Genomic DNA, 22,085 nt, shown 5'->3' on the forward strand with positions numbered 1-22,085 from the left:
CAGCCGATCGTGTGATTCTGGTTACATCATCTCCAGTTGGGGCGGGTTTGTGCACGTGGAGGCTGTTACTGAACGGCCTTGGCCCGCTGTTGGTTAACAAGGAGGAGGGGCGGGCGAAATGGAGCTGACCGGCGAAGAGAACGGGCTGACACCGGAGGAGCGACTGGGGCGCAGGGTCCGCGAGTTGCGGGAGCAGCGGAACCTGTCGCTGCGTGGGCTGTCGAAGGAGGTGGGTGGTTACTCGTACAGCTACATCCACCGAGTTGAGTCAGGAAGGCAGAAGCCATCCAGCGCCCTGGTCCGCACGCTGGATGAGTTTTTCGGGACATGCGGCACTCTGGCCGAGCTGTATGGCCTGTCCCGGGAGATGTACATCGCGCGGTACAGTCGCGACATTGTGCGGCGCGAGAATGACGCGATCAGGATTCAGGTCTTCGCGAGCAGTGTCATTCCTGGGCTGTTGCAGACTGAGGCGTACGCACGGGAACTCATTCGGGCCGGGCTTCCCGAAGCCGATGATGAAGATCTGAATGCCCGCGTCGCAAGCCGGATGTTCCGGAAGCGCATCTTCGAGCGGGCTGATCCCCCATTCTTCTGGGGCATCCTGGATGAGGCCGCGCTCCGCCGCCCCACGAGCGACAAAGCCGTGATGCGTGAGCAATTGGGCCATCTGCTGAGTTACGCGGGCAATCCGTATGTCACCGTGCTGGTCCTGCCGTTTGAGGAGGGACTGCATCCGGTGCTGGGCGGCAGCCTCACCTTGCTGACTCTGCGCACGGGTGCGACCGTTGGGCTGGTCGAGAGCTTCGATTCGGGTGACGCAGTACAATCACCCCGGCGGATCGTCGAACTCACGCAACGGTTTGACCTGGCGCGTTCTATGGCTCTCTCCCAGAGCAAGTCCCTGGATCTCATCCGTGATTACTTGAAAGAGTACGAAGGTGACAAGGATTCCTGACGCATCGGTTCTGGTCGGTTGGCGTAAGTCGAGCTACAGCGACAATGGGGCAGGGGGCTGCATCGAAGTGGCCGATGGCCACCCCGGTGTGATGCCCGTCCGCGACTCGAAGAACCCCGCCGGTCCGGCGATCGTCTTCCCCCTGGGCGACTGGTCTCGCTTCGTCTCCGCCGTCAAGGACGGCCAACTCCCCCTCTGAGCAGCGCACTCGGCCCCGTACCGGACACCGGTACGGGGCCACCGTGTTTCAGGGGGAAACATCGTGTGACACGGGGATCAACCCGGTGCGCGGTGGGCGCTCGCCAGCAGGGTCTCCGGACTGCCTGGAAGCACGTCCACGTTGATCCGGGTGAACCCGGCATGGTCGAGGAGTTTCGTCCACACCTGTTCCTGGAGTACCCAGCGAGGCATCGTGGCCGGTTCGCCGCCCGGCGTCCGCGCCGGGATGTCGGCGGGGTCTACGTCGGGCTGGGCAGGCTCGCCGTTGAGGTAGGTGCTCAGGGTCGCGAACACCAGTCGGCCGCCAGGTCGCAGGGACGCTGCGGCGGCCGGCAGCAGCTTGCGTGGATCGGTGAAGTCGATCGCGCCGAAGACGCTGTACAGCGCGTCGCACACTCCGACTGCCGTACGCAGGTGGGCGATCACGTCGGACCGCACGACACGCAGCCGGGGCGCGAGGTGGCCGTACAAGCTGGTGCCCATGTCGCACTGGGCAGGGGAGGCATCGATCGCGTCGATCCCGGCGGGTTGGCGGTGGGCCGCCAGATACGCGGCGTGCCGCGCTGATCCGGCTCCGAGATCGCCGACGATCCTCCCGTTCAGGGCGCCCAGGATCTCGGGGCCGGGCCCGCTGTCCTGGCCCCAGCTCCAGCGAAAGGCCTCGGGCACGCCCCGGTCCGTGGCGGCGCGGGTGCGGCCGTAGTGGTACCAGAGGTCTGCGGTGGTGGTCACCCGCCCATCCTGGCGGGAACGGTCAGGACCCGGGCCGGTTCGCGGAAACCCACCCAGGCCGGGACCAAGAAGTCTCGGACCTCTAGCCCGGCTGACAGGCAGCCAGTGGGCGTCGCCGCCGGGGGAGCACGGCCCACAGCAGCGGATCAACTTCATGGAGCAGGGCGGGCTGCCGAGCTGGCGGGAGAGCGCTGCCGAACTCGCGGGACAGGCTGCGAACCCCGACGGTGACGTGTGGGTTCTCGCAGAGGGGGCCCGGCGCATCATCGGGTGCACCACCATTCAGGAGCAGACTCCTGCCTGGGGATGGACGGACGAGGAATTGGCCGAGCCGGCTCACTACCTGTACTCGACCGTCACCGACCCGGCCCACCGTGCGAAGAAGCCGGGAAGCGTGATGAGTCTGTGGGCGGTGGACCGGGCCGCAGCGCACGGGCGTACATGGGTTCGCCGGGGCTGCCACTTCCCCGCATTGGCAAGGTATTACCAGGACCAGGGCTTCGAGCTGGTGCACGAGGTGCAGCGCACTCGCGCGAAGGTTTTTCTGATGGCCCGCCGGGCCGAGCGTGTGGCGGGTCTGGAGGAGAGGTTCCGGGTGCTGTAGCCGTCGCGGCCCGGAACCATCCGGGCCGCGACGGGGAGACCTGGCTGAAGCCCGGTCCTACAGCCCCGCGTGTTCCGCCACGGACTTCTTCAGCCGGGTCAGGACGGTGTGCGCCGTCTCCCGGACCCCCGGGAGGGTGGCCAGGTCGGGCGCGGGCAGGACCGTCTCCAGGTAGACCTTCAGCTTCGGCTCCGTGCCGCTGGGGCGCACGATCACCCGGGCCGAGCGCACCGGGCCGCTGCCCGTGCCCGCCAGCGTGTACCGCAGGCCGTCGGTCGGCGGCAGGGTGGCGGTGCCCCGGGTCAGGTCCTCGGCCGCGGTGACCGGCAGGCCGGCCAGCTCCGTGGGCGGGTTCTCGCGCAGGCTCCGCATCGCCGCGGCGATCTCGGCCAGGTCGTTCACCCGTACCGACAGCTGGTCGGTGGCGTGCAGCCCGTGGGTCACGGCCAGGTCGTCCAGGACATCCAGGACGGTACGGCCGTGCTTCTTCTCCACCGCCGCCAGTTCGGCGATCAGCAGGGCGGCCGTGATGCCGTCCTTGTCGCGGACGCCCTCGGGGTCCACGCAGTAGCCCAGGGCCTCCTCGTAGCCGTAGCCCAGGTCCTTGACCCGGCCCAGCCACTTGAAGCCGGTCAGGGTCTCCTCGTAGGGCAGCCCGGCCGCCGCGGCGATCTTCCCCGTCAGCGAGGAGGACACGATGGAGGCGGCGAAGGTGCCGCGCCGGCCGCCGCGCACCAGGTGGGTGGCGAGCAGCGCGCCGACCTCGTCGCCGCGCAGCATGCGCCAGCCGCCCTCGGCGAACGCGTCCGGCACCCCGACGGCGCAGCGGTCCGCGTCCGGGTCGTTGGCGATGACCAGGTCGGGGTGGACCGCGCGGGCCGTCTCGAAGGCCAGGTCCATCGCGCCCGGTTCCTCGGGGTTGGGGAAGGCCACGGTCGGGAAGTCGGGGTCGGGTTCCGCCTGGGCGGGGACCTGGGTGGGGGCGGGGAATCCGGCCCGTTCGAAGGCCGCCGTCAGCACGGACCGGCCGACCCCGTGCATCGGCGTGTACACGACGCGGGTGGTGCGCGGGGTGTCCGCCGTCAGCGGGGACATCGCGCGCGCCAGATAGTCGGTGACCAGCGACTCCGGCAGGAAGTCCCAGCCGTCGGAGGCCAGCGGTACGTCCGCCAGCGCGCCCACGGCCGCGATCTCGGCGGCGATGTCGGTGTCGGCCGGGGGCACGATCTGGCTGCCGTCGCCCAGGTAGACCTTGTAGCCGTTGTCCTGCGGCGGGTTGTGGCTGGCGGTGACCGCGATGCCCGCCACCGCGTGCTGGTGGGTGATCGCGTAGGCGAGGACGGGGGTGGGCAGGGCGCGCGGCAGCAGCGCGGCGCGCAGTCCGGCGCCGACCATGACGGCGGCGGTGGCGCGGGCGAAGTCCAGGCTCTTGTGCCGGGCGTCGTACCCGATGACCACCAGGCCCTCACCCTGGCCGCGCGAGCGCAGGTAGGCGGCGAGTCCGGCCGCCGCGCGGATCACCACGGCGCGGTTCATCCGCATCGGGCCGGCGCCCATCTCGCCGCGCAGGCCCGCCGTGCCGAACTGGAGGGTGCCGCCGAAGCGCTCGGCCAGCGCCGCGTCGTCGCCGGCCGCCAGCAGGGCGGCCAGCTCGGCGCGGGTGTCCGGGTCGGGGTCCTCGGCCAGCCATGCCTCGGCCGCCGCCCTCAGCTCCTGCGTCGTCATCGCTTCTCGCTCTCCTCAGATCCCGGAACTCAGATGCGGCCGAGTACCCGCGACAGCAGTGTGCCCATCCGGGTGGCCGAGTCACGGCCGGCCTGCAGGACCTCGGCGTGGTTCAGCGGTTCGCCGGTGATTCCGGCCGCCAGATTGGTGACGAGGGAGATGCCCAGCACCTCGGCCCCGGCCTCGCGGGCCGCGATGGCCTCCAGGACGGTGGACATGCCGACCAGGTCGCCGCCGATCGCCCGCACCATGCCGATCTCCGCCGGCGTCTCGTAGTGCGGCCCGGGGAACTGGACGTACACGCCCTCCTCCAGGCTCGGGTCGACCTCCTTGCACAGCGCCCGCAACCGGGGCGAGTACAGGTCGGTCAGGTCGACGAAGTTCGCGCCGACGATGGGGGAGGTGGCGGTGAGGTTGATGTGGTCACTGATGAGGACGGGCTGGCCGGGGCGCATGCCCTCGCGCAGGCCGCCGCAGCCGTTGGTCAGCACGACCACCTTGCAGCCGGCGGCCACGGCCGTCCGCACGCCGTGCACCACGGCGCCGACGCCCTTGCCCTCGTACAGGTGCGTGCGGCCCAGGAAGACCAGGGTGCGCTTGTCACCGATCCGGTAGGAGCGGATGGTGCCCGCGTGGCCGGCCACGGCCGGGGGCGGGAAGCCGGGGAGCTCCGTGACCGGGAACTCGGCGACCGTCTCGCCGAGCGCGTCCGCCGCCGGGAGCCAGCCCGAGCCCATCACCAGGGCCACGTCGTGGCTGTCCACACCGGTCAACTCGCGCAGCCGGGCCGCCGCGTCGTCGGCCGACGCGATGCCCTCAATCTCTGAAACAGTCACGGGCCGAGCCTAGCCGAGTTTGGCCTACGCGCGTAGACGGACGGCTGACCGAACGTACGCACCTGGCCCCGCCGCTTGGTGCGGGCGCCGGACGCGAGGTTTCAGCAGGGGCGTTTGCGCAGTTCCATCACGTAGTCGTGGGGGGCCCCGGCCGACTCGGCGGCGTCCGCCACCTCGCCGAGGTAGCGCGCCGAGGGCAGCCCGCCCTCGTACCCGTTCAGGACGTAGGACCACGCCTGCACGTCGCCGTCCAGGGTGTGCACCCTGACCCGCATCCGCCGGTAGATGCTCAGGCCCACCCCCTCCCAGCGGTCCATGGCGTCCTCGTCCATCGGCGCGATGTCATACAGCGCCACGAAGACTCCGGGCCCGGGACCGTCGTCGGGGACTTCCTCCGCGAGGGTGGCCAGCGCCCCCTCCCAGCCCATGTGCTCACCCCCGAAGGTGAGCCGCCAGCCCGTGATCCAGCCGGTGCCGCGCAGGGGGGAGTGCTTGGCACGGCGGGCCATCAGCCGGGCATCGAGGTTTCCGGCGTATGCGGCGTAGAGCGACATGGAACCGAGCGTACGGGAGTGGCGCGGGTCATCGCCTGAGCCGTTCACCACGTTCCGCCCCCGGAGCGCCTTTCGCATGACAGGTCACAGTCAGGGGGTCGAACGTTCCTCCGGCCCGGTCATAAGAGACACTGGAGGACGTGACTCGGATCGTGATCATCGGTGGCGGACCTGGCGGCTACGAGGCGGCGCTGGTGGCCGCGCAGCTCGGCGCGGAGGTGACCGTGGTCGACCGGGACGGGCTGGGCGGCGCCTCGGTGCTCACCGACTGCGTGCCGTCCAAGACGCTGATCGCCACCGCCGAGGTCATGACCAGCTTCGACACCTCCCACGACGAGCTGGGGATCCTTCTGGACGGCGCGGAGGGCCGCGCGCTGGAGGTCGATCTCGGCAAGGTCAACCGGCGGGTGAAGCGGCTGGCGCTCGCGCAGTCGCAGGACATCACCGGCTCCGTCACCCGGGCGGGGGTCACCGTCCTGCCGGGCCGTGGCCGCCTCGAACCGCACCAGGCGCCCGACGGTTCGCGCCGGGTGTCCGTCACCCACCCGGACGGCACCGAGGTGGAGCTGGTCGCCGACGCCGTGCTGATCGCCACCGGCGGCCACCCGCGCGAGATCCCCGACGCCCGCCCGGACGGGGAGCGGATCCTCAACTGGACCCAGGTGTACGACCTGGGCGAGCTGCCCGAGGAGCTGATCGTGGTGGGCTCGGGCGTCACCGGCGCCGAGTTCGCCGGGGCGTACCAGGCGCTCGGCTCCCGCGTCACCCTGGTCTCCTCCCGGGACCGGGTGCTGCCGGGCGAGGACCCGGACGCCGCCGCCGTGCTGGAGGACGTCTTCCGGCGGCGCGGCATGAACGTGATGGCGCGCTCGCGGGCCGCCGCGGCCAAGCGGGTCGGGGACCGGGTGGAGGTGACCCTCGCCGACGGCCGGGTCATCTCCGGCACGCACTGTCTGATGGCGGTCGGCGCCATCCCGAACACCGCCGGCATGGGTCTTGAGGAGGCCGGGGTCCGGCTCAAGGACTCGGGCCACATCTGGACGGACCGGGTCTCCCGTACGTCGGCGCCCGGCGTCTACGCGGCGGGGGACGTGACCGGGGTGCTGGCGCTGGCCTCGGTGGCGGCGATGCAGGGGCGGATCGCGATGTACCACTTCCTGGGTGACGCCGTGGCCCCGCTGAACCTCAAGACGGTCTCGGCGAACATCTTCACCGACCCGGAGATCGCCACCGTCGGTTACACCCAGTCGGACGTGGACGAGGGCCGGATCGACGCGCGGGTGGTGAAGCTGCCGCTGCTGCGCAACGCGCGGGCGAAGATGCAGGGGGTGCGGGACGGTTTCGTGAAGCTGTTCGCGCGTCCCGGGACGGGGATCATCGTCGGCGGAGTGGTGGTGTCGCCGCGGGCGAGCGAGTTGATTCATCCGATTTCGATCGCCGTTGACAACAGTCTGACCGTGGAACAGATCGCAAAAGCGTTCACGGTGTACCCGTCTCTGTCGGGTTCGCTCGCCGAGACGGCACGGCAGTTGCAGACCAGCAAGGCCGCCGAGGAGCGGTAGACACAGGTCAGCGCGCGTTGCGGGCCGCAGGCGCTCCCGGCACATATCACGCCGGGGGCGCACGTACAGACAACTTCGGTAATTCCCCGCAACCTGCTGAAACCAGACGGTCATTGGGGTTACTGTCGGTTCCGTGTTCGCTGCAGAACGTCGTCAGATGATTCTCGAAATGGTGCGAGCCAACGGGGCCGTGTCGCTCCGCGAGCTCGCCCGCGTCGTCCAGACCTCCGAAGTGACCGTGCGGCGCGATGTCCGCGCCTTGGAGGCCGAAGGACTGCTGGACCGCAGACACGGTGGTGCGGTCCTCCCCGGCGGTTTCGCCAGGGAGTCCGGATTCCCTCAACGCTCGCTCGCCGTCACGGCGGAGAAGGCCGCGATCGCCGAACTCGCCGCCTCCATGGTGACGGAGGGTGAGGCCATCGTGGTCGGTGCGGGCACCACCACGCAGGAACTCGCCCGCCGCCTCGCCCGGGTGCCCGGCCTGACCGTGGTCACCAACTCCCTGCTGGTGGCCCAGGCGCTGGCCCACGCCAACCGGGTCGAGGTGGTCATGACCGGTGGCACGCTGCGCGGCTCCAGCTACGCGCTGGTGGGCAGCGGGGCCGAACAGTCGCTCCAGGGGCTGCGCGTCTCGCGCGCGTTCCTGTCCGGGGCCGGCCTCACCGCCGAACGCGGCCTGTCCACCTCCAACATGCTCTCCGCGAGCGTCGACCGGGCGCTGGCCAGGGCGGCTTCGGAGGTGGTGGTGCTCGCCGACCACTCCAAGATCGGCGCCGACACCATGCTCCAGACGGTGCCCACCGAGATGATCACGCATCTGGTCACCGACCAGCCGCCACCGGACTCCTCGCGGGCGGGCGCGGAGCTGGAGGCGCTGGCCGACCAGGGGGTGCGGATCTCGGTGGCGGGCGGCGGCCCGGGGCACCGGGCCCAGCCCGGCGAGCGGGAGCGCGAGCGGGAACGGACGCTGCCCGCGCCGCGTACGGTCCAGCAGCAGGGGGGCAAGCCGCCCCTGTCGGGGCCACCGCCCATCACCCCACCGTCCGCCCAGCAGCGGCTGTCCGACCTGGCCGCCCAGCGCCGCCGCTGAGCCATTGGCGCACTGAGCCGTCGGCGCGCGCACACCCGTCCCCCCACGGCACCTGGGCCGGGGCCGGGGAAGGGGTCCGGGACCGCGTCCGGTTACGCGGGGCCGAGCTCCAGGACGGCCTTGCCGTGCAACCGGCGCCCCAGCAGGGCGGCGACGGCCTCCTCGGCCGCCTCCCAGGGGCCGCGCCAGGCGATCGACGGATCCAGACGGCCCGCCGCCACCCGGCTCGCCAGCCACTCGAAGGAGGGAGCGAGCGGTGCGCCGTCGAAGAGGAAGAAGGTGACGATCGAGCGCTCGTGCCGCCCGCCGTCGCCGAGGAAGGAGCCGAGCGGGAAGTGTTCGGGCTCGCCCGTCACATGCCCCAGCGCGACCAGGACGCCCCGGGCGGCGAGCCGGTCGAATGCCGTCACCAGCTGCGGACCGCCGACGCAGTCGAGGACCCCGTGCACGGGCCCGTCGAGAGCGGCGGGGCCGGCGATCACCTCGTCGGCGCCCAGCGCGCGCAGCGCGTCCCCGTGAGCGGCCGGGTCCCCGGTGGAGGCGATCACGTGGGCGCCGCCGAGCCGGGCGAGCTGGACGGCGTACCGGCCCACGCCGCCGGTCGCCCCGGTGATCAGGACTCTTCTGCCGAGCAGCGGGCCGAGCCGGTGCAGCGCGTGCAGCGCGCTGCCGCCCGCGATGGGGACGGTGCTCAGCGCGCCCGCGTCGGCGCCGGCCGGGGCGACGCCGAGCATCGCGGTGTCAACGGCGCGCAGTTCGGCCCAGCCTCCCGCCCAGCCGGCGGTGACCACAGGCGTTCCGGCGGCCGGGCCCGAGCCGTCGGCGGCGGGGCGGGCCACCACGCCGGCCGCCTCCCAGCCCGGCACGGTGCCGTCCGGGGCATCGGTGACATGGCTGACCTCGCCGTGGTTGAGGGAGACGGCGGTGACCCGGACCAGCGCCTGATGGGGCGCGGGTACGGGGTCGGCGCTTTCGCCGAGCCGCAGGCCGGAGGGGGTGGACCGATCGACAACAAGGGCGCGCACGGGCGTCCCCTTTCCGTGGAGGGCGGGGAACCCTCAGCGTAATGCCACTGAGTGGCATGTGTCATCCAGTGGCAAACGCTGCTCGGCTACACTCCCCCCATGGGCACCAGCACGCTGCGCGAACGCAAGAAGCAGCACACCCGCCAGGCGCTCATCGACGCGGCCCTCGAACGTTTCACCGCACGCGGCTACGGCGCCGTCACCCTCGATGAACTGTGCGACACGGTCCAGGTCTCCAAGCGCACCTTCTTCCGGTACTTCGCCGGCAAGGAGGATGTCGCGATGGCGCCGCTCGAAGACCTGTGGACGGCCTTCACCGCCGAACTGCGCACCCGCGAACTGCCCCCCGGCGCCCCGCTGCTGGCCCTGGCCGAGGACGTCCTCCTGGCCGCCCTGGACCAGGTGGCGGACGAGCGATGGGTCCACCGGGCCCGGCTGAGCCTGCTGCTCGCCGACCGCCATCCGTCCATCGCCGCGCACAACCGGCAGTTCTGCGACCGCACCACCGGAACCCTGCTGGAGATCCTGCACCCCGCGCTCGGCCCCGAGCCGGACCCCGCGGACCCACGGCCCCGGCTGGCCCTCGACATGCTGCTGGCCGCGTTCCAGTGGGCGCTGGCCGGCTGGGCGGAGGCCCGGCCCCCCGAGACCGCCGCCGCGCTGGCCGAACGGTTCCGCGGCGCCGTCGCCGCCCTTCCCGGCAGCCTGACGCTCACCACCGCGCCCGCGCCGCCCGCCCCCTGAAAACGCCGGAATCCCCCGGCCGTCAGGGCCGGGGGATTCCGTACGGCGGCGGCGCGCTGCCGCGCCGCCACCGGTCAGTCCTTGATCAGGCAGATCGCCGCGCCGGACGACAGCGCGCCGCCGACCTCGGCCTTCAGGTCCGTGACGGTGCCGGCCCGGTGCGCGTTGATGGGCTGCTCCATCTTCATCGCCTCCAGCACCAGGATCAGCTCGCCCTCCGCGACCTGCTGCCCCTCCTCCACCGCCACCTTCACCACGGTGCCCTGCATCGGCGACGCCAGCGTGTCGCCCGAGGCCCCGCCTGCCGCCTTGCGGCCGGCCTTGCGCCGGGCCGGCTTCGCACCGCCCGCGACCGCCGCCCGCGCCAGCGGCATCGCCAGCGTGGCGGGCAGCGACACCTCAAGACGCTTGCCGCCGACCTCGACGACGACCGTCTCGCGGGTGTCGGCCTCCTCCTCCGCCGTGGCGGCGGCACCGAAGGGCTCGATCGTGTTCTTGAACTCGGTCTCGATCCACCGGGTGTGCACCGTGAACGGCTCGCCCGCGTGCTCGGCCGACACCTCGGGGGCGAACGCCGGATCGACCACCACCGCCCGGTGGAACGGGATCGCGGTCGCCATCCCCTCCACCTGGAACTCCGCCAGCGCCCGCGCCGCGCGCTGCAGCGCCTGCTGCCGCGTCGCACCGGTGACGATCAGCTTCGCCAGCAGCGAGTCCCACGCCGGACCGATGACGGAACCCGACTCGACCCCCGCGTCAAGACGGACACCGGGGCCGGTGGGCGCCACGAAGGTGGTGACCGTGCCCGGCGCCGGCAGGAAGTTGCGGCCCGGGTCCTCGCCGTTGATGCGGAACTCGAAGGAGTGCCCGCGCAGCGCCGGGTCCTCGTAGCCCAGCGCCTCGCCGTCCGCGATCCGGAACTGCTCGCGCACCAGGTCGATCCCGGTGACCTCCTCGGTCACCGGATGCTCCACCTGGAGCCGGGTGTTGACCTCCAGGAAGGAGATCGTGCCGTCCTGGCCCACCAGGAACTCACAGGTGCCGGCGCCCACATAGCCGGCCTCCTTGAGGATGGCCTTCGAGGCGCGGTACAGCTCGGCGTTCTGCGCCTCGCTCAGGAACGGGGCGGGGGCCTCCTCCACCAGCTTCTGGTGACGGCGCTGGAGCGAGCAGTCACGGGTGGAGACCACGACCACATTGCCGTGGACGTCCGCCAGACACTGCGTCTCCACGTGCCGCGGACGGTCCAGGTAGCGCTCCACGAAGCACTCGCCGCGCCCGAAGGCGGCCTGCGCCTCACGGACCGCCGACTCGTACAGCTCCGGGACCTCCTCCAGCGTGCGGGCCACCTTCAGGCCGCGCCCGCCGCCGCCGAACGCCGCCTTGATCGCGATCGGCAGCCCGTGCTCCTTCGCGAAGGCCACCACCTCGTCCGCGCCGCCGACCGGGTCGGGGGTACCGGCCACCAGCGGGGCGCCGGCGCGCTGCGCGATGTGCCGCGCGGCGACCTTGTCGCCCAGGTCGCGGATGGCCGAGGGCGGCGGACCGATCCAGGTCAGCCCGGCGTCCAGCACCGCCTGCGCGAACTCGGCGTTCTCGGAGAGGAAGCCGTAGCCGGGGTGGATGGCGTCGGCGCCGGAGTCGGCGGCCGCCTTCAGCACCTTGTCGATGTCCAGATAGCTGGTGGCCGGGGTGTCACCACCCAGCGCGAACGCCTCGTCGGTGGCGCGTACATGGACGGCCTCCCGGTCCGGTTCGGCGTAGACGGCGACGCTGGCGATGCCGGCGTCCCGGCACGCCCGGGCGACGCGGACGGCGATTTCGCCGCGATTGGCGATGAGCACCTTACGCACGATGGCTCCCTCCTTGGAACAAGCCGAGTTTAGGTACTGACGACACCCCGCGCCGAGTCGCCCGGATGAGTGAGCTTTTCCGCACGGTGGGTGAGGGAGCGTGCTGTGAGGTGCCTGCTGCCCTGCGGTTCCACGGTACGCGGCCTGTGGGACACGGCCTTGAGCGGTGCTCGCGGGAGGCCGTGATGCGGTCCGGTGGGGCGCCCAGAGGCGTTGCTGTTGTGGAAACCCCATAAGCGCGGCCCGGATTCTTTTTCGGTACGGCCTTCGCCCGCGCCCGCCGGGCGCCGGCGTTCCGCGGGGGGTTGCCGCCCTCGATACCCAGCAGTAGCGTGCGCTGCGTGAACCGGGGCAGACGAAGCGTGGCGGCCGTCACGGCGGCCGCGGTGATCACGGGGGCGGCGGCGCTCGGGGCGCTGCACTGGATTCTCGGTGTTGTCGTGGATCGACAGCGCATGTCCCTGGCAGGCGTGTCGCCCACCACCATGACGGTGTCGACCTGGACGGCGGGTGCCCTGCTCGCCGTCTTCCTGCTGCTGTGCGCGGCTGCGCTGGCCCGTACGGCCGTCACCGACCGGCCGCCGGGCCGGTGGCGGCGGGTGGCGCTGATCAGCTGCGCGGTGCTGCACGCCGGGCTCGGGGCGCTGTCGGCCGCGCTGCTGGGCTGGTGGGTGTTCACCGCCGTCATGACCGTGTTCGGCCTGGTGGTGCTCACGCTCACGATGTACCCGCCCGTGGCGCCCGCCGTCTCATCGCTGGTCCCACAACTCGGTGACGGAGACGCCGAGACGGCCGAGCAGCGTCCGCAGCAGGGGCATTGACAGGCCGATCACATTGCCCGGGTCGCCGTCGATGCCGTCGATGAACGGCGCCGAGCGGCCCTGGAGTGTGAACGCGCCCGCCACGTGCAGCGGTTCACCGGTGGCGACATAGGCGGCGATCTCCGCGTCGTCGGGGTCCGCGAACCGTACGGTGGTCGCCGCCACCCCCGACTCGGCCCGACCGGTGGCGGTGTCGACCACCCGGTGCCCGGTGAGCAGCACCCCGGACCGGCCGCGCATCGACTTCCAGCGGTTGACGGCCTCTTCGGCGGAGGCCGGCTTGCCCAGCGCCTCCCCGTCCAGTTCGAGGACGGAGTCGCAGCCGATCACCAGCGCCCCGGCCACCTCCGGCAGGGCCGCCACCGCCCCCGCCTTGGCCTCGGCCAGCACCTGGGCCAGCGCGCGCGGGCTCGCGGCGCTCAGCGCCTCCTCGTCCACGCCGCTGACGATCACCTCGGGGGTGAACCCGGCCTGCCGCAGCAGGGCGAGCCGGGCCGGTGACTGCGAGGCGAGCACCAGCCGGCGGCGGCCGGTGGCGTGGGAGGCGAGGTGGGGCGCGTGGTCCATGCCGGTCAGCGTATCCAGCGCGGACGGCGGCCAAGCCTGCCCTACCCGGAAGGGCACCCCGGGCTCCCCGGCGCGGACGCCCGGCGGCTTCGCCGTGGAGCGCGCCGGGGTTCCCGGGGAGTTTCCCGCGCGTTCCCGTTCATCTGAACGCTTCAGCTCGTTCATAGACGGTTCTTACGCGGTTCTCATCTTCGCCTTGTTGGTTGGCGTTTCGAAGCCGATCGAACGAAGGGAACGGGATGGCCGCCGATGACGACGACGCAGCCGGACTCACCCGGGGCGTGGCCAGCAGGCTGCACGCGTTCAACCGCTACGAGATCAAATATCTGGTGGCGAACGAGGACGTACCCGCGATCCGCGAGGAACTGGCGCGCCGCATGGACCGGGACGAGCACTGCCCGCCCGGCGGATACGGAGTGTGGAGTCTCTACTACGACACCCCGGCGCTCCGTTTCTACTGGGAGAAGATCGAGGGCCTGAAGTTCCGCCGCAAACTGCGGATACGGCACTACGGAGACCTCGGCGCGATCACCGACGAGAGCCCGGTCTTCGTCGAGATCAAACAGCGCGTGAACCGGGTCACCCAGAAGCGGCGGGTGCGCATGCCGTACGACACCGCGCGGGCGCTGTGCGACCGGCGCGAGCTGGTGGACACCGGCCCCTTCGGCAACGAGGTGCTCGACCTCATCGTCCGGCTCAATCTCCAGCCCACCGTCATCACCGGCTACCAGCGCGAGGCGCTCAAGGGACGCGACCAGGACGTCGGCCTGCGGGTGACCTTCGACAGCCGGGTACGGGGCCGCGACCGCGACTTCCACCTCGGTGCGCCGGCGGAGAACCGCTACATCATCCCGCCCCGGCTGACCGTGATGGAGGTCAAGGTCAACGAGCGCGTCCCGTACTGGATCACCGATCTGATGGCCCGTCGCAGCCTGAGCGTGGTCCGCATCTCCAAGTACGTCCAGAGCGTCGAGGCGCACGGCAAGGCCCCGCGCTCCGTTTTCCACGTCCGGGAGGAAGCACTCCCGGAAACCCCCACCACCCCCACCACCGTTCTCACGAAGGAAAACGCCCGTGTTCTCTGAACTCCAGGATCTCAGCGGAACGTTCAGCGTCGCTGACATCGTGCTCTCGCTGGTGATCTCCTTCGCCCTGAGCATGATGGTCGGCTACGTCTACCGCGCCACCCACCGCAACGTCTCCTACAGCCAGTCGTATGTGCAGACGCTGGTGATCATCGGGGTCATCGTGGCGATGATCCTGCTCGTGGTCGGCTCCAACCTGGCCCGCGCGTTCTCGCTGGTGGGCGCCTTGTCGGTGGTGCGGTTCCGCAACGCCATCAAGGAAACCAGGGACGTGGGCTTCATCTTCCTGGTGATGGGCCTGGGCATGGCCTGCGGCGCCCGGTTCTACGCGCTGGCCGTCATCGCCGGCATCACCATCTGCGTGATCATCCTGGTGATGCACAAGTTCAACATGTTCCAGCTGAACGTGCAGCGCCAGGTCGTCAAGGTGCAGGTGCCGGCCGGTGAGGACTACACCCAGGTCATCCAGGACGTCCTGATCGACTTCACCAACGAGTTCGAGCTGGTCAGCACGGAATCGATACGCGGCGGAGCACTCACCGAGGTCTTCTACACCGTCCGGCTGAAGAAGGGCCGCGAACCCGGTGCGCTGGTCGAGGCGCTGCGCGACCGAACCATGGGCCAGCGGGTCACCGTCCTGACCGGCTACGACCAGACGGATCTGTGATGACGGCCCGGCTCGTACACCGGCTGCCCGTGCCGCTGCGGCAGCACTGGAAGCCGATGGCCGCGCTGGTGGTGGCCCTGACGGTGCTGTTGCTGGCCTTCGGCGACACCCGCGTCTCGGCGATGGTCACCAGCGCCGCCAGCAACGACGGCGAGCAGATCACCCAGAACATCGAGGGCATCACCGACCTCTACGACAGCGGGGAGAGCCACGCGGTGTCCCTGGAGTACGACGAGGCCGACTACCAGCGGCTGATCACCGCCTACGAGGAGGACGGCGACAAGGAGTGGATGGAGGCCGACCTCACCATCGACGGCACCTTCATCGAGTCCGTCGGCGTCCGGCTCAAGGGCAACTCCACCCTCAGCAGCCTGCGCGGCGAGGGCATGGGCGGGGGCCCCGGTATGCGGATCGTCGGCCCCGACGGCGAGGAGATCGACCTGGAGGGCTTCGAACTGCCCGAAGGGGCGGGGGAAACCGGTGAGGGCGGCCGTGCGATGGGCGCCGGGATGAACATGGCCGAGCTCTCCGTCGACGAGCCCGAGAATCTGCCCTGGCTGATCAAGATCGACCAGTACATCGAGGGCCGCGCGTACCAGGGCCACACCGAGATCTCGGTGCGGCCGGGCACGGAGGACACCACGCCGCTGAACGAGGCCCTGATGCTGTCGCTGATGGACTCCTCGGGTCAGGTGGCGGAGCGGTACGCGTTCTCCTCCTTCACCGTCAACAACCGTCCCACCTCGACCCGGTTGCTGGTGGAGAACCCCAGCACCGGCTACGCCACCGAGCAGATCGACGGCAACGGGGTGCTGTACAAGGCGCGGGCCTCCTCCAGCTTCAGTTATGTGGGGGACGACCCGACCGACTACAAGGACCAGTTCAAGCAGATCACCAAGAAGGGCAGTCAGGACCTCCAGCCGGTGATGAACCTGATCAAGTGGGCGGAGGAGGCCACCGACGAGGAGTTCGCGGCGGAACTCGGCGACTGGGTCGACCTCGACTCGTTCGCGGACTACGTGGCCACCCAGAACCTGCTCATGAACTTCGACGACATGAGCGGCCCGGGGCAGAACTACCTGCTCTGGTACGACCTGGACACCAAGAAGTTCTCGGTGCTGGGCTGGGACTTCAACCTGTCGCTGAGCGGGGACGCCACGGCGGGGCCGCACGACCAGTCCTCGATGGGCGGGCCCGCGATGGACACGCTGCCGGAGGGGGCGGAGGTTCCGGAGGGTGCCGGGGAGAGCACGCGGGACATGCTCCCCGAGGGCGGGTTCCCCGAGGGCGGGTTCCCCGAGGGCGGGTTCCCCGAGGGCCTTCCCGAAGGGCTGCCCGAGGACGGCGCGTTCCCCGACGGCGCGCTTCCGGAGGGTCTTCCCGAGGACGGTACGGCCGCGGGCGGCACGGGCCCCGGCGGTGGTGGCCGGATGCCACCGGGCGGCGGCCCGGGTGGCGGCCAGGACGGCGGGCCGCGGCTCATCGGCCCGGACGGCGAGGAGATCGACCTGGGCAGCGACGGCGGGATGCCGAGCATGGGCGGCAACACGCTCAAGGAACGCTTCCTGGAGTCGGACGCCTTCGAGGACGTCTACCTCGACGCCTACCGCGACCTGTACCAGCAGTGGTTCGCCTCCGGCAGCGCGCTGGAGGCCCTGGACGCGGTGCTGGAGGCGGCCGAGACCAACGGCGCCGACATGGACGCGCTCGCCGTCACGGCCGACCAGCTGCGCACCACGCTCACCGAGCGGGCGGCCGCGCTGGCCGCCGACGAGACGGTCGGCGGCTGAGCCCCCGCCGCCGGCCCCGCTGCCGCAGCCGCCGCCCCGGCTCCCCGCCTCTTCAGGTCGGCGGCTGCGACAGCATCACCAAAGACGTGCTGATCAGCCCGGCCAGGGCGATCACCCATCCCACCCGGCGCAGCATGGCGCGGGTGGTCCGGGCCTCCCGGGACAGCTCCTGACGGCGCAAGTCGGACCACAGCATCCTTCGATGGTCCCGCGCCGCGGGGGCCGTCCGCCTGAGTACGCGTACTCAACCTGGCGGGAGACTTTCGGCCGCCGTCGCCCGGGCGGTCAGTATCCCCGGTACCCGGCCTGCCACGCGCCGGGCCCCGGCGGCGGCAGCGGGCGCCGTACGGCCCCGCCCCGGGCCGCCCAGCCGCCCGGCGCCGGCGCCTCGGCGCCCTTGGTGCCCGCCGCGGCGGCGACCCGTGCCCGCACCACCGCCACGGCCGCGGCCAGTTCCTCCGGCGTCGGGTTCCCCCGGACCACCCGGATCATCATGGGCTGCTCCCTGTTGTCGTCCGCGTGACGGACCTCGTGACGTACCTCGTGGCGGCGGTTCAGAGCGGGATGTTGCCGTGCTTCTTCGGCGGCAGCTGTTCGCGCTTGGTGCGCAGCGCCCGCAGCCCCCGCACGATGTGCCGGCGGGTGTCGGCCGGCATGATCACCGCGTCCACGTAGCCGCGTTCGGCGGCGGCGTACGGGTTGAGCAGCGTCTCCTCGTACTCGGTGGTCAGCCGGGCCCGTTCGCTCTCGCGCTCGGCCGGGTCCTCCAGCGCGGCGAGGGTGCGCCGGTACAGGATGTTCACCGCGCCCTGCGCGCCCATGACGGCCACCTGCGCGGTGGGCCAGGCCAGATTGAGGTCCGCGCCCAGATGCTTGGAGCCCATCACGTCGTAGGCGCCGCCGAACGCCTTGCGGGTGATCACGGTGATCAGCGGGACGGTCGCCTCGGCGTAGGCGTAGATCAGCTTGGCGCCGCGCCGGATGATGCCTCCGTACTCCTGGTCGGTGCCGGGCAGGAAGCCGGGGACGTCCACGAAGGTCAGCACCGGGATGTTGAACGCGTCGCAGGTGCGCACGAAGCGGGCGGCCTTCTCCGAGGCGTTGATGTCCAGGCAGCCGGCGAACTGGAGGGGCTGGTTGGCGACCACGCCCACCGAACGGCCCTCGACGCGGCCGAAGCCGGTGACGATGTTCGGCGCGAACAGCGGCTGCGTCTCCAGGAACTCCCGGTCGTCCAGCACGCCTTCGATGACCTGGTGCATGTCGTAGGGCTGGTTCGCGGAGTCCGGGACGAGGGTGTTGAGCTGCCGGTCCTCCTCGTCCGGCTCCAGGTCGGCCTCCTCCTCGGGGAAGGCCGGGGGCTCGGAGAGGTTGTTGGAGGGCAGGTAGGACAGCAGCGCCTTGACGTACTCGATGGCGTCCTTCTCGTCGCCCGCCAGGTGGTGCGCGACACCGGAGACGGCGTTGTGGGTACGGGCCCCGCCCAGCTCCTCGAAGCCCACGTCCTCGCCGGTGACGGTCTTGATCACGTCGGGCCCGGTGATGAACATGTGGGACGTCTGATCGACCATCACCGTGAAGTCGGTGATCGCGGGGGAGTAGACGGCGCCGCCCGCGCACGGGCCCAGGATGAGCGAGATCTGCGGGACCACGCCCGAGGCGTGCACATTGCGGCGGAAGATCTCGGCGAACAGGCCGAGCGCGGTCACGCCCTCCTGAATCCGGGCCCCGCCCCCGTCGTTGATGCCGATGATCGGGCAACCGGTCTTCATCGCCCAGTCCATGACCTTGACGATCTTCTCGCCGTACACCTCGCCGAGCGAGCCGCCGAAGACCGTGAAGTCCTGGGAGTAGACGGCGACCGGGCGGCCGTCGACCGTTCCGTAGCCGGTGACGACCCCGTCCCCGTACGGGCGGTTGCGCTCGATGCCGAAGGAGGTGGAGCGGTGCCGGGCGAACTCGTCCAGCTCGGTGAACGAGCCCTCGTCCAGCAGCGCCAGCACCCGCTCGCGCGCGGTGCCCTTGCCCTTCGCGTGCTGCCGGGCCACCGCCCGGTCCGAGCCGGCCCGCACCGCCTCGGCCGCTCGCAGCCGGAAGTCCTCGATCTTGCCCGCCGTCGTATGGAGGTCGGGGGTGGTTTCCTGCGGCGACAGTTCGGGCACGGTTCGCGGCTCCTACTCGTCCTCGGGTGGGCTACCGGAAAGTAGCCTAACCAGCGGCGGGCCGACCGGCCGGTGCGGCGTGGATCACAGCGCGAACCGGCCAAAGATCGGCCGACCCCGGCGAACGGACGGCGACCGGCCCGCGCCCCGGCGACCACCTAGGGTGACCCCATGACCCCTCCCCCCGGCCGCTGGTCCGACCTCGACCGCCCGCCGCTGAACGCCCGGGCCCTGCGCACCGCCCTGGTGCGGCCCGGCAGTCTGTGGACCGGCCTCACGGTCGTCGAGTCCACCGGTTCCACCAACGCCGACCTGGCCGCCGCCGCGGCCTCCGGCGACGCCGCGCCCGGCACCGTACGGGTGGCGGAGGAGCAGGTGCGCGGGCGCGGCCGGCTGGACCGGCAGTGGAGTGCCCCGGCCCGCTCCGGCCTGTTCTGCTCCGTGCTGCTCGCCCCCGGCCCCGAGGTGCCCGCCGAGCGCTGGGGCTGGCTGCCGCTGCTGGCCGGTGTCGCCGCCGTCACCGCGCTCACCCCGGTCACCGAGGTCGCCACCGCGCTGAAATGGCCCAACGATCTGCTGGTGCCGGTGGACGGGGAGGAGCGCAAGCTCGGCGGCATCCTCGCCGAACGGGTGACCCTGGCCGACGGCACACCGGCCGTCGTCCTGGGCATGGGGATCAATGTGTCGCTGCGCGCCGAGGAACTGCCGGTGCCCACCGCCGGTTCGCTGCTGCTGGCCGGGGCGGCCACCACGGATCGCGATCCCCTGCTGCGCGCCGTCCTGCGCTCCCTGGCCGAGTGGTACGGCCGCTGGACGGTGGCGGGCGGGGACGCGAGCGCCGGCGGACTGCTCCCGGCGTACGCGGCCTGCTGCGCGACCCTCGGCCGCAACGTGCGCGCCCTGCTGCCGGGTGGCGCCGAGGTACGCGGCGAGGCCGTGGCGGTGGACGGCACCGGCCGGCTGGTGATCGCCGACGCCGAGGGCGTACAGCGCCCGGTGGACGCGGCCGACATCGTGCACCTGCGGTGATTGCCCGGCAACGCCCCGCGTGACTTAGGGCACACCTGCCGTAGGGTTGTGCGATGGACACCACGCGATGGGCGTGAACGAGCAGGAACGGTAGGGCGGCGGCAAGTGCGCAGCGGAGGTAACCCCACCCCGGTGGCGTTCGCGTGGGCGAGGGCGGGCAGTGGCCGTGGCTGATGCGGAGGGAACCCCGCCCGATGAGACCGGTGACGATACCATCGCGCTGCGCATCGAACAGCTGATCATCGGGTCCGAACGGCAGTACACCCCCTTCCAGGCGGCGCGCGCCGCCGGCGTCTCGCTCGACCTGGGCACCCGCTTCTGGCGGGCGATGGGCTTCCCCGACGTGGGACAGGCGAAGGTCCTCACCGAGGCGGACGTGCTCGCGCTGCGGCGCCTGGGCGGTCTGGTCGAGGCGGGGCTGCTGAGCGAGCCGATGGCGATCCAGGTGGCGCGGTCCACCGGGCAGACCACGGCGCGGCTGGCGGACTGGCAGATCGACTCCTTCCTGGAGGGCCTGATCGAGCCCCCCGAGCCGGGCATGACCCGCACCGAGGTGGCGTACCCGCTGGTGGAGCTGCTGCTGCCGGAGCTCGAAGAGTTCCTGGTGTACGTGTGGCGGCGACAGCTGGCGGCGGCCACCGGGCGGGTGGTGCAGGCCCAGGACGACGCGGAGATGGTGGACCGGCGGCTCGCGGTGGGCTTCGCGGACCTGGTGGGCTTCACCCGGCTGACCCGGCGCCTGGAGGAAGAGGAACTCGGCGAACTGGTGGAGGCCTTCGAGACCACCGCCGCCGACCAGGTCGCCGCCCAGGGCGGGCGGCTGATCAAGACGCTGGGCGACGAGGTGCTGTTCGCGGCGGACGACGCGGGCACCGCCGCCGACATCGGCCTGCGGCTGGTGGAGACCCTGGGCGATGACCCGATGATGCCGGAGCTGCGGGTGGGAATCGCGTTCGGCACGGTCACGACCCGGATGGGCGATGTCTTCGGCAACACCGTGAACCTGGCGAGCCGGCTCACCTCGATAGCGCCGAAGGACATGGTGCTGGTGGACGGCGCGCTGCGCGACGAACTCACCTCGGCCGGTCTGGCTCCGGAGTCGGAGAAGGCGGCCGGCGGGCGGGACGGGCGCGGGTACCGGTTCGCGCTCCAGCCGCTGTACCAGCGGCCCGTGCGCGGTCTGGGGATAGTGGAACCGTGGCTGTTGTCGAGAAGGGGCGGGGAGTGAGCGACGGCGTGAGCACGAGCGAGGAACGCTTCGGGGAGTGGGTCGCCGTCCGGCGGGACGCGGACAGCGGGGTGGCGGAGCTGGTCCTGGACCGGGTGCCGGCGATGAACGCCGTCTCCTCGGCCATGGCGCGCGGCATCGCCGAGGCGTGCGCCGCCCTGGCGGCGGCACCGGCCCGGGAGGTACGGGCGGTGGTGCTCAGCTCGACGCACGAGCGGGCGTTCTGCGTCGGCGCGGACCTCAAGGAGCGCAACGGCTTCACCGACGCCGACCTCGGCCGGCAGCGGCCGGTGGCGCGGGCGGCGTACGGCGGGGTGCTGAACCTCCCGATGCCGGTGATCGCGGCCGTGCACGGCTACGCCCTGGGCGGCGGCTTCGAACTGGCCCTGTCCTGCGACGTGATCGTGGCCGACCCGACGGCGGTGGTCGGGCTGCCGGAGGTGACGGTCGGCGTGATCCCCGGCGGCGGCGGCACCCAGCTGCTGCCGCGCAGGGTGGGCGCGGCCCGGGCGGCCGAACTGATCTTCACCGGCCGCCGGGTGGCGGCGGACGAGGCGCTGGCCCTGGGCCTGATCGACGTGGCGGCGGAGCGCGGCGAGGACCGTACCCGGGCGCTGGAGCTGGCGGCGGGCATCGCGGCCAACTCGCCGGTGGGCCTGCGCGCGGCCAAGCGCGCCCTGCGCACCGGGCACGGCCTCGACCTCGCCACCGGCCTGGAGGTGGAGGACGCGGCCTGGCGCACGGTGGCCTTCTCCGCCGACCGGGCCGAGGGCGTGGCGGCCTTCAACGCCAAGCGCCGCCCCGCCTGGCCGGGGGAGTAGCCGCTCCCGCCGC

Annotated in this window: 23 protein-coding genes; 13 read left to right on the forward strand and 10 right to left on the reverse strand. The window is 71.7% G+C overall.

Annotated features, from left to right (window positions below; translation table 11 throughout):
- Positions 1–118: 118 nt before the first annotated feature.
- Entirely contained in the window at positions 119–958 is an 840-nt protein-coding gene (locus SXIM_RS17420) for a helix-turn-helix domain-containing protein (protein ID WP_046724638.1), read from the forward strand.
- On the forward strand, positions 942–1,157 hold the full coding sequence (locus SXIM_RS17425; protein ID WP_046724639.1) for a DUF397 domain-containing protein: 216 nt from the start codon (positions 942–944) through the stop codon (positions 1,155–1,157). Before SXIM_RS17420 ends, SXIM_RS17425 begins: the two co-directional genes overlap by 17 nt.
- 77 nt (positions 1,158–1,234) lie before the next feature.
- On the opposite strand, the gene SXIM_RS17430 is transcribed toward SXIM_RS17425, so the two are convergent.
- Positions 1,235–1,909, reverse strand: coding sequence for a class I SAM-dependent methyltransferase (locus SXIM_RS17430; protein WP_046724640.1), 675 nt, complete (start codon positions 1,907–1,909; stop codon positions 1,235–1,237).
- A 154-nt stretch (positions 1,910–2,063) separates the two neighbouring features.
- On the opposite strand from SXIM_RS17430, the gene SXIM_RS17435 reads away from it, so the two are divergent.
- Positions 2,064–2,513, forward strand: coding sequence for a GNAT family N-acetyltransferase (locus SXIM_RS17435; RefSeq protein ID WP_218941162.1), 450 nt, complete (start codon positions 2,064–2,066; stop codon positions 2,511–2,513).
- Between the two features lie 57 nt (positions 2,514–2,570).
- On the opposite strand, the gene SXIM_RS17440 is transcribed toward SXIM_RS17435, so the two are convergent.
- The 3 genes from SXIM_RS17440 to SXIM_RS17450 form a co-directional block, all read right to left on the reverse strand.
- The gene (locus SXIM_RS17440) at positions 2,571–4,238 is read right to left on the reverse strand and encodes a phospho-sugar mutase (RefSeq protein WP_046724641.1); all 1,668 of its coding nucleotides are present in this window, start codon (positions 4,236–4,238) and stop codon (positions 2,571–2,573) included.
- 29 nt (positions 4,239–4,267) lie between these two features.
- Positions 4,268–5,074 (reverse strand): purine-nucleoside phosphorylase, encoded by an 807-nt coding sequence (locus tag SXIM_RS17445; protein ID WP_030728624.1) that lies wholly within the window; start codon positions 5,072–5,074, stop codon positions 4,268–4,270.
- Between the two features lie 101 nt (positions 5,075–5,175).
- Positions 5,176–5,628, reverse strand: a complete 453-nt coding sequence (locus tag SXIM_RS17450; RefSeq protein ID WP_030728623.1) for a gamma-glutamylcyclotransferase family protein — start codon at positions 5,626–5,628, stop codon at positions 5,176–5,178.
- 131 nt (positions 5,629–5,759) lie between these two features.
- Here SXIM_RS17450 and SXIM_RS17455 point away from each other — a divergent pair, with 131 nt between their 5' ends.
- Both SXIM_RS17455 and SXIM_RS17460 read left to right on the forward strand, forming a co-directional pair.
- Positions 5,760–7,190, forward strand: coding sequence for an NAD(P)H-quinone dehydrogenase (locus SXIM_RS17455; RefSeq protein ID WP_078846960.1), 1,431 nt, complete (start codon positions 5,760–5,762; stop codon positions 7,188–7,190).
- A 169-nt stretch (positions 7,191–7,359) separates the two neighbouring features.
- The gene (locus tag SXIM_RS17460; RefSeq protein ID WP_030728620.1) at positions 7,360–8,280 is read left to right on the forward strand and encodes a DeoR/GlpR family DNA-binding transcription regulator; all 921 of its coding nucleotides are present in this window, start codon (positions 7,360–7,362) and stop codon (positions 8,278–8,280) included.
- Between the two features lie 92 nt (positions 8,281–8,372).
- Here SXIM_RS17460 and SXIM_RS17465 read toward each other — a convergent pair whose 3' ends face one another.
- Positions 8,373–9,305: a zinc-binding dehydrogenase gene (locus SXIM_RS17465; RefSeq protein WP_030728618.1), complete on the reverse strand. Its 933-nt coding sequence runs from the start codon at positions 9,303–9,305 to the stop codon at positions 8,373–8,375.
- Positions 9,306–9,404: 99 nt separating this feature from the next.
- On the opposite strand from SXIM_RS17465, the gene SXIM_RS17470 reads away from it, so the two are divergent.
- Positions 9,405–10,049 carry a TetR/AcrR family transcriptional regulator gene (locus SXIM_RS17470; RefSeq protein ID WP_046724643.1) on the forward strand — a complete coding sequence of 215 codons (645 nt, stop codon included), beginning with the start codon at positions 9,405–9,407 and terminating at the stop codon, positions 10,047–10,049.
- A 74-nt stretch (positions 10,050–10,123) separates the two neighbouring features.
- On the opposite strand, the gene SXIM_RS17475 is transcribed toward SXIM_RS17470, so the two are convergent.
- Positions 10,124–11,902 (reverse strand): acetyl/propionyl/methylcrotonyl-CoA carboxylase subunit alpha, encoded by a 1,779-nt coding sequence (locus SXIM_RS17475; RefSeq protein WP_046724644.1) that lies wholly within the window; start codon positions 11,900–11,902, stop codon positions 10,124–10,126.
- A gap of 341 nt (positions 11,903–12,243) precedes the next feature.
- Here SXIM_RS17475 and SXIM_RS17480 point away from each other — a divergent pair, with 341 nt between their 5' ends.
- Positions 12,244–12,723: a hypothetical protein gene (locus tag SXIM_RS17480; RefSeq protein ID WP_148236131.1), complete on the forward strand. Its 480-nt coding sequence runs from the start codon at positions 12,244–12,246 to the stop codon at positions 12,721–12,723.
- Here the strand turns inward: SXIM_RS17480 and SXIM_RS17485 are convergent.
- Complete coding sequence (locus SXIM_RS17485; protein WP_030728606.1) at positions 12,652–13,290, reverse strand: Maf family protein; 639 nt, start codon at positions 13,288–13,290, stop codon at positions 12,652–12,654. The two genes, SXIM_RS17480 and SXIM_RS17485, sit on opposite strands and share 72 nt — an antisense overlap.
- A 239-nt stretch (positions 13,291–13,529) precedes the next feature.
- On the opposite strand from SXIM_RS17485, the gene SXIM_RS17490 reads away from it, so the two are divergent.
- From SXIM_RS17490 to SXIM_RS17500, 3 genes are read left to right on the forward strand one after another with little or no spacing between them, the layout of a single operon-like run.
- Complete coding sequence (locus SXIM_RS17490; protein WP_046724645.1) at positions 13,530–14,375, forward strand: polyphosphate polymerase domain-containing protein; 846 nt, start codon at positions 13,530–13,532, stop codon at positions 14,373–14,375.
- Complete coding sequence (locus SXIM_RS17495) at positions 14,365–15,042, forward strand: DUF4956 domain-containing protein (protein ID WP_030728601.1); 678 nt, start codon at positions 14,365–14,367, stop codon at positions 15,040–15,042. The genes SXIM_RS17490 and SXIM_RS17495 overlap by 11 nt, the downstream gene beginning before the upstream one ends.
- Positions 15,042–16,832 carry a CotH kinase family protein gene (locus SXIM_RS17500; RefSeq protein ID WP_046724646.1) on the forward strand — a complete coding sequence of 597 codons (1,791 nt, stop codon included), beginning with the start codon at positions 15,042–15,044 and terminating at the stop codon, positions 16,830–16,832. The genes SXIM_RS17495 and SXIM_RS17500 overlap by 1 nt, the downstream gene beginning before the upstream one ends.
- A gap of 52 nt (positions 16,833–16,884) precedes the next feature.
- Here SXIM_RS17500 and mmpB read toward each other — a convergent pair whose 3' ends face one another.
- From mmpB to SXIM_RS17510, 3 genes are all read right to left on the reverse strand, one after another.
- A complete protein-coding gene (gene mmpB, locus SXIM_RS27495; RefSeq protein ID WP_158707986.1) occupies positions 16,885–17,028 on the reverse strand; it encodes a morphogenic membrane protein MmpB in 144 nt (47 codons plus the stop codon).
- 89 nt (positions 17,029–17,117) lie between these two features.
- Complete coding sequence (locus SXIM_RS17505) at positions 17,118–17,327, reverse strand: acyl-CoA carboxylase epsilon subunit (RefSeq protein WP_030728595.1); 210 nt, start codon at positions 17,325–17,327, stop codon at positions 17,118–17,120.
- A 59-nt stretch (positions 17,328–17,386) separates the two neighbouring features.
- A complete protein-coding gene (locus SXIM_RS17510) occupies positions 17,387–18,985 on the reverse strand; it encodes an acyl-CoA carboxylase subunit beta (RefSeq protein ID WP_030728592.1) in 1,599 nt (532 codons plus the stop codon).
- 180 nt (positions 18,986–19,165) lie between these two features.
- Between SXIM_RS17510 and SXIM_RS17515 the strand changes: the two genes are divergently transcribed.
- The 3 genes from SXIM_RS17515 (at position 19,166) to SXIM_RS17525 (ending at position 22,072) form a co-directional block, all read left to right on the forward strand.
- Complete coding sequence (locus SXIM_RS17515; protein WP_030728589.1) at positions 19,166–20,023, forward strand: biotin--[acetyl-CoA-carboxylase] ligase; 858 nt, start codon at positions 19,166–19,168, stop codon at positions 20,021–20,023.
- A gap of 160 nt (positions 20,024–20,183) precedes the next feature.
- On the forward strand, positions 20,184–21,251 hold the full coding sequence (locus tag SXIM_RS17520) for an adenylate/guanylate cyclase domain-containing protein (protein WP_046724647.1): 1,068 nt from the start codon (positions 20,184–20,186) through the stop codon (positions 21,249–21,251).
- 8 nt (positions 21,252–21,259) lie between these two features.
- Positions 21,260–22,072 carry an enoyl-CoA hydratase/isomerase family protein gene (locus tag SXIM_RS17525; protein ID WP_030728584.1) on the forward strand — a complete coding sequence of 271 codons (813 nt, stop codon included), beginning with the start codon at positions 21,260–21,262 and terminating at the stop codon, positions 22,070–22,072.
- Positions 22,073–22,085 lie beyond the last annotated feature (13 nt).

Origin of the sequence: Streptomyces xiamenensis (assembly GCF_000993785.3) — a bacterium.
Taxonomy (GTDB): Bacteria; Actinomycetota; Actinomycetes; order Streptomycetales; family Streptomycetaceae; genus Streptomyces; species Streptomyces xiamenensis.